We start from the raw sequence: 14,486 nt of genomic DNA on the forward strand, positions 1-14,486 counted from the left end.
TTCAATTGCCGTCATGAAGGTTTTGTATCATCTCAATGGGGTATTTCTTCGGTTGTAAGAGGGCACCTGTGGGGAAATAGATGAGGCCAGTTACCTTATCCTTGATACACGATTATTTTCAATGGGGAAATTTTTATACTGCCTTGGGGTATTTTACCTTAAGAAAAAAAGCGGGGCCATTGAGCCCCGCTTTTGGATATTAGTTACAGTTACTAATTGAATTAAGATTTTATCTGTCACCCATGTTGACATAAGAACGCTCATTGGCACCAGTATATACCTGTCTTGGTCGGCCAATAGGTTCGTTGTTTTCTCTCATTTCTTTCCACTGTGCAATCCAGCCAGGAAGACGGCCCAAAGCAAACATCACGGTAAACATGTCCGTAGGGATGCCAAGTGCTCTGTAGATGATACCAGAATAGAAGTCCACATTTGGATACAGCTTTCTGTCCACAAAATACTGGTCGTTAAGTGCTGCTTCTTCCAGTTCTTTGGCGATCTCCAACACTGGATCATTTACGCCCAATTTACCCAATACATCATCAGCTGCTTTTTTGATGATCTTGGCTCTTGGGTCGAAATTTTTATATACCCTGTGTCCAAAGCCCATCAGTCTGAAAGGATCATTTTTGTCCTTAGCTTTATCCAAATACTTTTTAGTATCTCCGCCATCTTCTTTGATCGCTTCTAACATTTCGATCACAGATTGGTTCGCCCCGCCATGAAGAGGACCCCAAAGGGCATTGATACCTGCGGAAATAGAAGCGTAGATGCTGGCTTGGGAAGATCCTACGATCCTCACGGTAGAAGTAGAGCAGTTTTGCTCATGATCAGCGTGAAGGATAAGCAGTTTGTCCAATGCTTTTGCGATAATTGGATCCACTTCGTATTTTTCTGCAGGAAGCGCAAACATCATTTTCATGAAGTTGGAGCAATAGTCAAGGTTATTATCAGGGTAATTTGCCGGATGCCCCATTTTGTTTTTATATGCCCAAGCTGCAAACGTAGGTAGCTTGGCCATTAATCTTACAATGCTCAATTTGATTTCCTCTTCTGTCCTGTTTGGATCCAGAGAGGTTGGGTAAAAGGCAGTCAAGGAACAGATCAAAGAAGACAATACGCCCATCGGGTGTGCCACAGAAGGGAATCCGTCTAAGATCTTTTTGATGTCTTCATGAACTAATGTATGATAGGTGATTTCATTTGCAAACTGGTCATATTGCTCTTGAGTAGGAAGCTCACCATAAATTAAAAGATAAGAAACTTCCAAAAAATTAGACTTTTCAGCCAAGTCTTCGATATTATATCCTCGATATCGAAGGATCCCTTTTTCTCCATCCAAGAAGGTGATGGCACTTTTGGTAGATCCTGTGTTTTTGAATCCTGGGTCTAAGGTTATCAATCCAGATTGGCCTCTTAATTTGGCAATTTCTATTGCCTTCTCATTTTCAGTTCCTTCTGTTACTGGTAATTCATATTCGGTACCATTGAAGGATAACTTAGCTATTTCAGACATAAGTTTTACGTTTATCTATTTATGGTTTTGTTCAATCGTGAAACCGTATTTGGCGGCCTTAAGTTAATAAAAAACCGCCTTATTTTCACAATAAACAGTATATATTACACGAATAAAAATAAGTAATTTTACTTATTTTTTTATTAAGGTTATTTATTGCATTTGTTTTGCGCAATAATCAGAAAAACAGATCTGGTTGGGTTAATGTCTTATGGGGCATATGCTCGAAAACTCAGAATAAAATCTTGTGTTCGATATAATGGGTGTTTTGGGAATAAGCAAAAAAAAAAATAGTCCACCGTGGCGGACTATTTTAATGTTTACTTGCAGAAATGCTCAAAAACTTCTACTAAATGCTCTCCAATAATTTGGGCATTCCTTCCTTCGATGTGATGTCTCTCGATAAAGTGTACCAGTTCACCGTCCTTAAACAATGCCATGGCCGGAGAGGAAGGAGGATAAGGAAGGCACATCTCCCTAACCTTGTTTACAGCTTCGGTGTCATTACCAGCAAATACCGTAGATAGGGTTGTCGGCCTTGCATCGGTTTTGTCAAGGGCATACTTTACACCAGGTCTTGCAGCACCTGCTGCGCAGCCACATACAGAGTTGATGACGATAAAGGTAGTTCCTTTGTCATTTTTTAAATGATTCTCTACATCTTCAGCGGTTTTAAATTCTTTAAAACCCACTTCTGTCAATTCAGCACGCATTGGTGCTACTAATTCTTCAGGATACATAATATCTTCTATTTTAATTTAATGCACTTACATAAATCCTAGTTCCAATTTTGCCGCTTCTGACATCATGTCCTGGGAGTAGGGGGGATCGAAGGTAAGTTCTACTTCCACATCATTGATGCCTTGGATCTGCTGGATCCGGTCTTTTACTTCAGCAGGAATTGACTCTGCAGAAGGGCAATTGGGAGAGGTCAATGTCATTAATACATATACGTTATTCACAGGGAAAACACTGATTTCATAGATCAGTCCCAGCTCATAAACGTCCACAGGGATTTCTGGGTCATATACCAATTTGATCGCTTGGACCACCTTGTCCCTTAGATCAGGAATATTGGCAGGTTGTGCAGTTTGATTTTCTTCAGCCATAAATCTACACGTTTAGTTTTGATTGGTAAGCTAATGCGTATAACTTCATTCGTTTGATCATGGAGGCCAGACCATTGGATCGCTGGGAACCAATGATATTGCCCATGCCTATTTTTTCGATAAAATAAAGGTCCTCATCGATGATTTCCTTAGGAGATCTACCGGAGAGTACCCTGATTAGCAGACTGATCAGACCTTTGGTAATGTCCGTATTGGAATCTGCTTTGAAAATGACTTTTTGGTCTTTCACTTCAGTGGTTAGCCATACTTTTGACTGACAGCCTTTAATCAGGTTTTCGTCCAGCCTGGCTTCCTCGGGAAACTCATCCAATTGGTTCCCCAATTCCATGATGTAAAATATGGTTGACTCTCTGTCTCCTTCCAGAATAGAAAATTCGTCTATGATTTCTTCCTGAACTTGCTTGATGTCACTCATTTATTCTTCAGTTTGGCAATTTTGCGGACACTTTCACAGAGCTTGTCCACTTCTTCTTTGGTGTTATAAACAGAAAAGGAAGCCCTAACAGTTCCCTCAATATTAAATCGGTTCATAAGAGGTTGTGTGCAGTGGTGTCCCGTCCTTACCGCAATTCCTGCTGCATCTAGCATCATCCCCACATCAAACGGGTGCATGTCCTTTATCAAAAAGGAAAGAACACTTAATTTTTGATCTGCGGTTCCTACTGGAATGAAGCCTTTAATGTCTTTTAATTGATGTTCTGCATGGTGGAGCAAGTCTTCCTCATGCTTTCTGATATTAGTTTTGCCCAGTTTATTGACAAACTCCAAGGCCATTTGGAAAGCAATCACATCTCCAATATTAGGAGTTCCTGCTTCAAATTTAAAGGGGATTTCATTAAAAGTGGTCTTTTCGAAGGTTACTTCCTTTATCATTTCTCCACCACCTTGGTAGGGAGGCATGGCTTCCAGAACTTCTCTTTTTCCATAAAGCACGCCCAGACCAGTGGGGCCGTAGATTTTGTGGGCAGACATGACAAAAAAGTCACAGTCTAGTGCTTGTACGTCTATATCTAAGTGTGCAGAAGATTGGGCACCGTCTATGAGCACTTTTGCGCCGACTTTATGGGATTTGTCGATGATCTCTTTGACAGGGTTGATGGTGCCGAGTGCATTGGAAGCATGGACCACTGCGACCATTTTGGTCTTTTCACTCAGCAGCTTGTCAAATTCCTCCATGATCAGTTCTCCCTTATCATTGATTGGGATGATCTTTAGTGTTGCACCCGTTTCTTCGCATAGCATTTGCCAAGGGACGATATTGGAATGGTGCTCTAATGTACTGATGATGATTTCATCTCCCTTGCCAATGAATTTTCTTCCATAGGTAGCGGCCACTAGGTTGATGCCTTCTGTGGTCCCTTTGGTGAAAATGATTTCCTCTTCCTCAGCCGAATGGAGGAATTCCTTGCAATAGGTTCGGGTTTTCTCAAATGACCTGGTCGCACGGTCTGCTAAGGTATGGGCACCACGGTGGATATTGGAATTGTCATGGGTGTAATAAGCAGACAAAGCTTCCAGCACCTTTTTTGGTTTTTGGGTAGTGGCCGCATTGTCCATATAAATGAGCGGTCTTCCGTTTACTTCTTGGTCAAGTACAGGAAATTCTTCTCGGATATGTTGGATATTCAGCGTCATGGATGGCGTTTATTGGTTGTTCGATGGTTTTACCCGATAGCAGTGATGGTCCCAAAAGGCTTGAGCATCAGGTTTTTTTGCACTCTTGACGAAGATTCATATTTCGTCCGTATCTAAGCCCCGGTGTTCTGAAAGTAGGAAACAGGTTTTCATCATCGGGATAAAAGAGGATGGGGCCAAAAAGCCCCATCTCCATCCATCATTTCTTTAGGGGCTTACAGGTTCCCCAATCGTTCTTGTACGAGGGCTATGCAGAATTCCCGCAATGGCTCGATTTTGATATGGTCTAGAATCTCTCCTGCAAAAGCATATAGTAATAAGTTTTTGGCTTCTGCTTTGCCGATTCCTCTCGCTTGGAGATAAAACAGGGCTTCATCATCTAGCTGACCAGTGGTACAGCCATGGGAGCACTTCACATCGTCTGCCCATATTTCCAATTGCGGCTTGGTGTTGATGATGGCATCCTCAGATAGGAGAATGTTATTGTTTTGCTGGAAAGCGTTTGTTTTCTGTGCATCTTGACGCACGAAGATCTTTCCGTTAAATACACCTCTTGACTTATCTGCAAGAACGCCCTTGTAGAGCTCGTTGGAATCTGCATGCGGCTTGGTGTGATCTACATTGGTGTGGTGGTCCACATGTGTGTTGCCGTTGAGCAAATAGAGCCCGTACATATTGCCCTCACAACCGCTGTCTCTGAGGTTGAGGGTCAAGTTATTGCGTATCAAGTCCCCTTTAAGCGAGAGCGTTACTGTCGAAAGGGTGGCATCACGATGGATGTCTGCTTCGAAGTTATTGACTTCTATTGCCGCATCACTTTCGTTTTGGATTTTGTTGTAATATAGGTGCGCATTTTCATGGACCATTACCTCTGTCAAGCTATTTAGAAAATAGGCTTCACTGTCCACGCTGATGATCCTCTCAATAAAGGTGGCTTGGGCATTGGCCTCTCCATGGATAAAGACCCTTGGAGCGATGACCTGACCGTCATTTGCCTGGCAGAAGTGAAGTAGTAAGATAGGCTTCTCCACCACCTTGTTTTTAGCGATGTGGATATGAAGACCATCTTCAAATAGCACAGTATTTAAGGCATTGAACGGTTCCTTTTCGGATTTTGCAATGGTTCCGACTTGACCAGCGGTATCAGCGGAGAGGTCAGAAAATGAAGAGATGGTGTAATTTTCTTCAGTGTAGATAGAGCGAGAGGCATCAAACTGCCCATTGTTAAATACCAATACATCAGCATCCAGTTCGGGGATCAAGGCTTCTTGCACCTGCTCAGGAGTCAGAGAAAGGCTTTTAGCTGTTTGAAGATTGGATATTCCGCTTTCTATCTTTTTACTGATAGGAGTGAATTTGTACTCCTCAGCTTTGGGGGCAGGCAATCCTTGTTTTTCCAGGATATTCGCAGCAGTTTGCCTAAGCTCGGGCAAAGTGCCGGCCGAAGCATTTCGGGCGATTTCCAAGAAGGAATCCGTTAGTTTATTTTTAGCTATTGTAGTCATGAATATTCAAGAAATGTGTGGTTTGACAATTGGACAAGTTGATGATTAGACAGAAGCTCCGTCCACATCCGCTTTGATCCAGTCATATCCATTTTCTTCAAGATCCAATGCCAGCTCCTTAGAACCGGATTTTACGATTCTACCGTTATAAAGTACATGGACATAATCAGGAACGATGTAGTCCAACAGTCGTTGATAGTGCGTTACGACGATGGTGGCATTGTCTGGTGACTTGAGTTCATTGACGCCATTGGAAACGATTTTGAGGGCATCAATGTCCAAGCCTGAATCGGTTTCGTCCAAAATAGAAAGGGTGGGCTCTAACATGGCCATTTGGAAGATTTCGTTTCTTTTCTTCTCGCCACCTGAAAAGCCTTCGTTCAGGGCACGGCTCATTAATTTTTGATCGATTTCGACCAACTTCATTTTTTCCTTCATCAGTGAAAGGAACTTTACAGCATCCAAAGCTTCTTTGCCTCGGTATTCCCGCACTTGGTTTACCGCAGTACGAAGAAAATTAGTGGTGCTCACACCTGGGATTTCTACCGGATATTGAAATGCCAAAAAGACGCCTTCTCTGGCCCTGTCTTCAGGATTCATGTCAAGCAAATCCTTGCCATTGAAAGTCACTTCACCATCGGTCACTTCATATTCTTCTCTTCCTGCCAATACTGATGCCAATGTTGATTTTCCAGAACCATTGGGTCCCATGATGGCATGGACTTCACCTGCTTTAATTTCGAGGTTGATTCCTTTCAGGATTGGCGTCCCTTCGATAGATGCGTGTAGATTTTTTATGGATAACATGATTTGAACTGATTTCTTTCTGATAATTGGTAATAAGAAAGCTTTGGGAAACCTATGTGGCTCCCAAGCTTTTTACATAATAATGTATGGTGGATTATCCCACGCTGCCTTCCAAGGTCAAAGCCAGGAGCTTTTGGGCTTCCACTGCAAATTCCATCGGAAGTTGGTTCAATACCTCTTTGGCGTAGCCATTTACGATAAGGGCTACTGCATCTTCACTGTCGATTCCACGTTGGTTACAGTAGAAAATCTGGTCTTCACCGATCTTGGAAGTAGTGGCTTCGTGCTCTACTTTGGCAGTAGGGTTTTGGATGTCAATGTATGGGAACGTATGCGCTCCGCATCGATCACCCATTAGGAGGGAGTCGCACTGTGAAAAGTTTCGGGAATTTTTTGCCCTTTTCATCACTTGGACCTGACCTCTATATGAGTTTTGGCTATGCCCTGCTGAGATACCCTTAGACACGATCCTAGATTTGGTGTTTTTTCCAATATGGATCATTTTGGTGCCCGTATCAGCTTGCTGATAATTGTTAGTTACCGCTACGGAATAAAATTCACCAACAGAATTATCTCCTTTAAGGATACACGATGGATACTTCCAAGTCACAGCCGAACCGGTCTCTACCTGCGTCCAGGAAATCTTGGAATTGTCGCCAGCGCAAATACCTCTTTTGGTGACAAAGTTATAGATACCGCCTTTGCCATCCTTGTCCCCAGGGAACCAGTTTTGGACGGTAGAATATTTAACTTCAGCATCTTTGGCAGCATAAATTTCTACCACTGCAGCGTGCAGTTGGTTTTCATCCCGCTGAGGAGCTGTACATCCCTCCAAGTAGGAAACATAGGATTCATCTTCGGCCACGATCAAGGTTCTTTCGAACTGACCTGTGTTGGCAGCGTTGATCCTAAAGTATGTGGAAAGCTCCATTGGGCATCTGACGCCTTTTGGAATATAGCAAAAAGAGCCATCTGAGAATACAGCTGAATTTAGTGCTGCGTAATAGTTATCAGTCATTGGTACCACCGAACCGAGGTACTGCTTTACCAGTTCAGGATGTTCATGAACAGCTTCACTGAAAGAACAGAAAATGATACCAAGTTTACTTAATGTATCTTTAAAGGTAGTACCGACTGATACTGAATCCAGTACGGCATCTACTGCTATGCCTTGCAGCTTCTTTTGCTCATTGAGGCTGATACCGAGTCTTTCATAAATTTGCAGCAATTCAGGGTCAACCTCATCCAAGCTCTTGGGCTTGCTTTTCTGCTTGGGTGCAGAATAGTACTTTAAGGCTTGGAAATCTACTTTGGGGTAATGGACATTTGCCCATTCAGGCTCAGTCATATTTTGCCATGTACGGAAAGCCTTGAGCCTCCATTCGAGCAGCCAAGTGGGCTCCTCTTTCTTGGCAGAAATCCAACGGATAATTTCTTCGTTCAAACCGGCAGGAGCTTCATCCGCTTCAAAATCAACAGACCAGCCGTGTTCATATTCTTTTGAGGTGAATTCCTCTAAAATTTCGTTGTCTTTGCTCATAAATCGAGTTATTTAGACTAATTACATTTTGTACCGCAAAGATATAACATTAATCTAAATTTATATGTTCAATGACAATGAAAATTCTTTATGGGGAATAGAAAAAAACTATGCGCTGGCTTAAAAAACAAAAGTTTTCATAACCAAAAGCATGAATTTCATACTTTTGGTTATGTGGGAAAAAGACAAATAAAACTCCAAATTTTTATCTAATTTTTTAAATTAGATTTAATCTAAATAATCACTTTTCTAAGGAAAATTACTTAGCGTCTTGCTCAAAAAGCTGTATGGGTCGATTTATGCTTTCCTCTAATACTATCAAGGTTTCTGTTCTATCGATACCATCTACTTTTTGGATTTTGTTAAGGACATCCCGCAGATGGTTGGTGTCCTTGCATATGATTTTAGCAAAGATGCTGTAATTTCCGGTAGTATAATACGCATTTACTACCTCAGAAATTTCCTTGAGCTTTTCGATTACATTGTCATAAAGTGAGCTTTTTTCAAGGTAAATCCCTAGATATGCTGAAATGTCGTAACCCAATTTTGAAAAATCGATGTTAAGGGTGGCGCTTTTGACAATTCCCATATCTTCCAACTTACGCATCCTCACATGAACAGTACCAGAAGAAACGTAAACCTTCTTTGCAATCTCCGTATAGGGGGTTTTTGCGTCTTCATTAAGTAATGAGATGATCTTTAAATCAACATTGTCAATATCTAAATTTTTATCCATTATTTAATTATTTGGTTACCTTAATTTGAATAAAGATGCATTCAAATTGTTGAATTGTCAAAATTTACGCGAACATTTTTTTTGATTTGCAAAATTACAAAAAATGTATTTACTTTGGGATTACATTGTTTGAAAGGGTAATTATTTGGAAAGCAATCGATTAAATTAGAATAATTTATCGTTTTCAAATGAAATACTTGCAAAAACAATGGTTTTTATATTGAAACTTTTAATCTCTAAAGTTATATTTGGGTTTATATTCTGAAAAGGGTCTTGCTACTGGCAAGACTTTTTTGTTTTATGCTAGCCACATCCAAATCCTACCACTGATCCAACAATTGATAAATAGTTTGTGGATATATCCTTAAATTTTCACCTTCATTTTATGGATACTATAATTTTCTAAAAAGCCCTTTTATAAATGAACAGATTAAACGTTATTTTACTATTGATGCTGGTAAGCTGGTGTGCTTATGGCCAGGATAAAAGATCCCTTAAACATGATGATTATGACGGATGGGAGTCTGTATCATCTACCAATCTTAGCCCTGATGGTAATTGGGTAGGGTTTGAAATTAACCCTCAAGATGGCGATGGACGTTTAAAGGTCGTTCGTCATGATGGTGGGGAAACCAATTATTCGATAGCAAGGGGCGATCACTATGCTTTTTCCCATGACAGCCACTGGGTCGTAGGAAAGATCCTTCCGGAAGAGGATACCGTCCGGATGCTGAAGTTGGCCGATAAGAAGGACAAGGACATGCCCAAGGACAGCCTGTTTATTCTTTCCTTGGAAACTGGCAAAATGGAGAAGTTTTCGCGAGTAAAATCGTACAGCGTTCCGGAGAAGGAAGGAAATTGGCTGGCCGTTCATTTTGATAAAGCGGAAAAAGATGAGAGAAAGTCGCCAAAAGACAGCACGGCAAATGATTCCACACCAAATAAAAAGGAGCCCAAAACCGATGGCACTTTATTGAAAGTGCGAAATTTTGATGGTTCTACCACCTATGAAATCCAGCGAGTGGAGCGGTATGGCTTTTCAGAAAAAGGCGAATTCCTCTATTTTATACAAGCAGCAGAAGACACCCTTAACAATGCCGCTATTGGACTTCTGGCACTGGAAAGTGGCGAACGCACTGTGGTTGATTCAGGGATGACGGATTATTCGGATGCGGTTTTTTCCAAAGCTCTAAAGCACTTTGCCTACTTGGCCACAGGGGATTCTGCCAAAGCAGAGAAGCCTTATTATCAGCTTTATTTGCATGCCATTGGCAAGGAAGGAAAAATTAACATTGTGGATAAAGATACTGAAGGCTTGTTGGAAAATGGCAAATTAGCCAAGAACGGTAACCTGAAATTTTCTGAAAATGGTAACAGGTTGTTTTTCGGTGTGAATGAAGATTACAAGACCTACGCTTATGAAGATGATACGACCATTCTCGATGAGGAGCGTGTATCCCTTGATATCTGGAGCTGGAAGGATGATGAAATCCAGCCGATGCAATTGGAAGATAAGGAAAAAGAAGCCAACAAATCGTTTCTGGCGGTATATGACTTAAAGGACAATACAGTCGTGCAGCTTGGTGATCGAGCGGTGGACAAGGTCAATCTTGATAAAGACGCCAAATATGATGTGGTCATCGCTACAGACGATAGCCCTTATCGGATCAACTACAGTTGGGACATCCAGATCGGCATGGATATCTACTTGATCGATGTGGAGACCGGCGATAGAAAGATGATTGTCAAAAATGCCAAAGGCTATCCGAGCCTTTCTCCTGCCGCGAAGTATGTAAATTGGTACAGTTATCCAGATAGTGCTTGGTTGGCGTATGACATTGCACAAGAGAAAACCATTAACCTTACGGCAGGTATTGAAGATGATTTCTATGATCAGCTACACGACAGTCCCAGCATGCCACGATCCTATGGAGCGGCCGGATGGACTGAGGATGACAAGTCGTTTATCGTTTACTCCCGCTACGATATTTGGAAAACAGACCCCAGTGGCAAAAAAGCTCCCGTAAACATCACCAAAGGATCCGGTAGAACACAACAGACCAGCTTCCGAAGAGAAGTGCTGGATAGGGAAGAGGAATTTATTGATCCAAAAGCTCCTTTGATCTTGTATGCGTTCAATGAGCGGAACAAGAAGAGCGGGTATTATAAAGGAGACATTAACGGGGACAAAATTCCTGAAGAAATGGTGTTTACCGATCATCGCTATTATGGCTTGGAGAAGGCCAAGGAGGCTGATGAAATCATCGTGAGAAGATCCACCTTTCAGGAATATCCGGACGTTTATGCTTCGGACTTAAATATGGGCAACTTAACGCAGCTTTCTCATGCCAATCCTCAACAAAAGGACATCAACTGGGGAACCGTAGAGCTGACAGAGTACATGACGCTGAAAGGCGACAGCTTGCAGGGAATGATTTACAAACCGGAGGACTTTGACCCAAATAAGAAATATCCTTTGATGGTATATTTTTATGAACGAAGGTCTGACAGTTTTCACAATTATATCAGTCCGGCCCCAAGTGCTTCGATCATTAATATTTCCTACTTCGTAAGCAATGGCTACGTGGTTTTCGTGCCGGACATCAAATACGATATCGGCCATCCCGGGAAGAGTGCCTATGACTGTGTGGTGCCAGGAGTAATGTCCGTAGTGGAAAAAGGCTATGTGGATACCGACATTATGGCCATCCAAGGACAAAGCTGGGGAGGCTACCAAGTGGCTTACCTTATCACGCAGACGGACATGTTCAAGGCAGCAGGTGCCGGTGCTCCAGTGGCCAATATGACTTCAGCATATGGAGGGATTCGATGGGGATCTGGCATGAGCAGGATGTTTCAGTACGAACAGACCCAGTCCAGGATAGGAGGGACGCTCTGGGAAAAGCCGATGGAATACATCGAAAACTCCCCGTTGTTCTATGCCGATCAGGTCAATACTCCCGTGCTGATCATGCACAATGACAAGGATGGAGCCGTGCCTTGGTACCAGGGCATAGAGTTTTTCATGTCCCTGAAGCGGAACAGGACACCTGCCTGGTTGTTGGTTTATAATGGTGAAGACCACAACCTACGCAAAAGGAAAAATAGAAAGGACTTGTCCATCCGTCTAAGCCAGTTTTTTGACCATTACCTAAAAGGAGCACCAGCACCGCTGTGGATGACAGAAGGGCTGCCCGCTGTGGAAAAAGGTAGGACACTGAAATATGAGCTGTCAGAATAAAACGCAATTTATTGCTGTTCGGGATTTCTAATCCCGAGCCCAGATAGTGGGGATTTGTAATCCCCGTCCGGATACTTCGACTTTGCAATGCAAGTTTTATAAAAAAGCCACTGATAAAGAGACGATCATTCATTTGAATCCCCTTATCAGTGGCTTTGTTTTTTTACTAGTAAAAACACCTTTTTTACATTAAAATTACGTTATTTTAGTTTTTACAATAATAAATTTTAATATTTATTCAATTTATATTTTATTATTTCGTTTTTGTTTTTTTTCTTGAATAAGAAATTGGTGGAATGCAGCTCATAGAACCCATCATTGTTTGACCTTAAACTATTTTTACAATGAAAAAGCACCTATTACTCAGTGTATTGATTGTATTGGTCTATCTGGCGGGATGCCAGACGGTCAATGAGGAAGAAATGGCCCCACAGTCCGTGGGCACGGCCAAAGAAATCCCGACGCAGCAAGCAGTACAGGTAAAGGACTGGTTTGAGCAGCATGAAGCTGAACTGAACCGGCAAAGTAAAAAGGGAAATGCCAATGCCCGGGAAGAAAATTCGGATGCTTTCTTTGCTCCGTTTATAGAGAAGTTGCCGGATTGGGGGGGACATGCACAGCTTTCGGTTTCCTGACGGAGACAGGTCTATGAGGTGTCCCTGAAAAATCGGCAGTATGTCATCCCCCGACCGGTAAAGGAGGCACTTGGAGAGGAGGGTATCGATAAGAAGGTACTCCAGAACATGCTGTTCATCGAGCGGCAGGGCGGGGGCTATGATATCCTTATCGCCCGCTATTACCCTGCCAGTGAGGCCGATGTCAGGGGCTTTGACGAGATCAACTACGGCATGCTGGCAGAAGGCTGGAGCGGAACGGTGGATGTATATGGGTATGACGAGGGGCATGCGAAACGGTTTATGATAGTGGATGGACAAGTGGTGAATGCGGCCCGTATGCGTCCTGTACGCAGTGAATCAGAAATGGCCAGTGCCAGTACTGTGCTTTGCACAGGTCAATGGGTGGATTTTCCGTACTATCCGATACCTGGTGGTGTAGGAAGTAGCCAATCCCAATATGTTACTGTATGTGATGACTATTTCCATTCGAATAACGAGGGTTTGCATACAATTTGGAATCCTACGCCTGGACAGACAGGATACAGCGGAGGCCCAGGATCCACATGGGGCTCGGATCCGGCAATGCCTGACCCCACATGTCCGGAGTATTATGGTTCCCAGTGTTACCATCAGCCGGGGGCTGTGTATAAACCAACATCTCCTGAAGAGAATTTACAGCGTTATATCCAAAGTATTAAGGATCCAGAGGCAAAACGGAAAGCCCAGCTGGATTACCTCAAGACCCATGGAGGCAGGGATTTTGCTGAGATGGTGGAGGAGCTGCTAAAAACCCCAGGGCTGACAACTGGGGATGTCTCGGAGATCAATAAGCTTGTCGAGCAGATTTACCAGCAGCAGAAGGGCAAGTTCATAATGGCGATCTTCAGTCCGGCAAACCTTTCTCAGATATTGTTCCTCGCTTCAGCGGATATTTCCTCGACTGTTAGAAATAGAGTTTTTAGCTTGACTTCAAAGCTGGCAACCAAGACAGGATCGGATTTATTGATACCTTTGGGATTGGGTTCAACTGGTAGGACTATAGCAAAGAATGTTACCGAGAAATTCGCCATGAAGGAAGTTATGTCTAACCCCTCGGCACTTGGAAAAGCAATACCAAATTTGAAACCGTTAAGTGATCCTCGTTGGAAAGGGTGGATTAAAATGTCAAATAAAAATGCTCATGGAGTAGAGATACATTTTAATGCTCAGTTCAAAAACGGTAAAATTATCAATGTTGACGACTTTAAATTTATTGGACAATAATGAAAGTACTATGTAAATATAATGATCCTGATGACCTTCCTGAAGGTGCACCTTCAGACTTTGATTATGGCTTAGAACTACAAAAGAAATATTTAGTTATGGGCATTATGATCAATGTCGAAAAGTTGTATTATTTTATAGATGAAAATGGGATGCCAGGGTTTTATCCCAAAGAACTATTTGATATTACTGACAATCAATTGTCTAAGGAGTGGTATTTTAAGCCGTATTCAAAAATTGATAAAATGTATCCGTATGTGCAAGCCATTTGGGGCTATTATGAGTTGGTGTTTGACAAGAACCACTATCAAAAAATAGTTGATCGAGAAGAAAGTGCATTAAAACTATACTTCAGGAGAAAGATAGAGTTGGAAAATGAATTAAAGGAGCGCCTTTAGCTATAAAAGTGCCATAAAAGCAGAATTTTGGCCCATTCATCAGTGGCTGGAAGCTAAATTCAACACAAATACATAATGTTTTAAAACATGGAGAGTTA

At 42.2% G+C, this 14,486-nt stretch carries 13 protein-coding genes; 4 read left to right on the top strand and 9 right to left on the bottom strand.

Features of this window, described 5'->3' with window-relative positions; translation table 11 throughout:
• Positions 1–229: 229 nt before the first annotated feature.
• From FDP09_RS14515 to FDP09_RS14555, 9 genes are all read right to left on the bottom strand, one after another.
• Complete coding sequence (locus FDP09_RS14515; RefSeq protein WP_137403359.1) at positions 230–1,516, bottom strand: citrate synthase; 1,287 nt, start codon at positions 1,514–1,516, stop codon at positions 230–232.
• Between the two features lie 320 nt (positions 1,517–1,836).
• A complete protein-coding gene (locus FDP09_RS14520; protein ID WP_137403360.1) occupies positions 1,837–2,256 on the bottom strand; it encodes a BrxA/BrxB family bacilliredoxin in 420 nt (139 codons plus the stop codon).
• A gap of 27 nt (positions 2,257–2,283) precedes the next feature.
• Positions 2,284–2,625 carry a DUF59 domain-containing protein gene (locus tag FDP09_RS14525; protein WP_137403361.1) on the bottom strand — a complete coding sequence of 114 codons (342 nt, stop codon included), beginning with the start codon at positions 2,623–2,625 and terminating at the stop codon, positions 2,284–2,286.
• 4 nt (positions 2,626–2,629) lie between these two features.
• Positions 2,630–3,061, bottom strand: coding sequence for a SufE family protein (locus FDP09_RS14530; protein WP_137403362.1), 432 nt, complete (start codon positions 3,059–3,061; stop codon positions 2,630–2,632).
• Positions 3,058–4,281: a cysteine desulfurase gene (locus FDP09_RS14535; protein ID WP_137403363.1), complete on the bottom strand. Its 1,224-nt coding sequence runs from the start codon at positions 4,279–4,281 to the stop codon at positions 3,058–3,060. The genes FDP09_RS14530 and FDP09_RS14535 overlap by 4 nt, the downstream gene beginning before the upstream one ends.
• Before the next feature lie 215 nt (positions 4,282–4,496).
• Positions 4,497–5,786, bottom strand: coding sequence for a Fe-S cluster assembly protein SufD (gene sufD, locus FDP09_RS14540; RefSeq protein WP_137403364.1), 1,290 nt, complete (start codon positions 5,784–5,786; stop codon positions 4,497–4,499).
• A gap of 45 nt (positions 5,787–5,831) precedes the next feature.
• The gene (sufC, locus tag FDP09_RS14545; RefSeq protein ID WP_137403365.1) at positions 5,832–6,593 is read right to left on the bottom strand and encodes a Fe-S cluster assembly ATPase SufC; all 762 of its coding nucleotides are present in this window, start codon (positions 6,591–6,593) and stop codon (positions 5,832–5,834) included.
• Between the two features lie 94 nt (positions 6,594–6,687).
• Positions 6,688–8,133, bottom strand: coding sequence for a Fe-S cluster assembly protein SufB (gene sufB, locus FDP09_RS14550; RefSeq protein WP_137403366.1), 1,446 nt, complete (start codon positions 8,131–8,133; stop codon positions 6,688–6,690).
• 259 nt (positions 8,134–8,392) lie between these two features.
• Positions 8,393–8,869: an Lrp/AsnC ligand binding domain-containing protein gene (locus FDP09_RS14555; protein ID WP_015266856.1), complete on the bottom strand. Its 477-nt coding sequence runs from the start codon at positions 8,867–8,869 to the stop codon at positions 8,393–8,395.
• 421 nt (positions 8,870–9,290) lie between these two features.
• On the opposite strand from FDP09_RS14555, the gene FDP09_RS14560 reads away from it, so the two are divergent.
• The 4 genes from FDP09_RS14560 to FDP09_RS14575 all read left to right on the top strand — a co-directional run bounded on the left by FDP09_RS14560 (position 9,291) and on the right by FDP09_RS14575 (position 14,388).
• Positions 9,291–12,110 (top strand): alpha/beta hydrolase family protein, encoded by a 2,820-nt coding sequence (locus FDP09_RS14560; protein ID WP_137403367.1) that lies wholly within the window; start codon positions 9,291–9,293, stop codon positions 12,108–12,110.
• 344 nt (positions 12,111–12,454) lie between these two features.
• Positions 12,455–12,745, top strand: coding sequence for a hypothetical protein (locus tag FDP09_RS14565; RefSeq protein ID WP_137403368.1), 291 nt, complete (start codon positions 12,455–12,457; stop codon positions 12,743–12,745).
• Between the two features lie 18 nt (positions 12,746–12,763).
• Positions 12,764–13,990 (top strand): hypothetical protein, encoded by a 1,227-nt coding sequence (locus tag FDP09_RS23820; RefSeq protein ID WP_187328678.1) that lies wholly within the window; start codon positions 12,764–12,766, stop codon positions 13,988–13,990.
• A complete protein-coding gene (locus FDP09_RS14575) occupies positions 13,990–14,388 on the top strand; it encodes a hypothetical protein (protein ID WP_137403369.1) in 399 nt (132 codons plus the stop codon). The genes FDP09_RS23820 and FDP09_RS14575 overlap by 1 nt, the downstream gene beginning before the upstream one ends.
• Positions 14,389–14,486 lie beyond the last annotated feature (98 nt).

The sequence above is a fragment of the Echinicola rosea genome (genome assembly GCF_005281475.1).
Lineage (GTDB): Bacteria > Bacteroidota > Bacteroidia > Cytophagales > Cyclobacteriaceae > Echinicola > Echinicola rosea.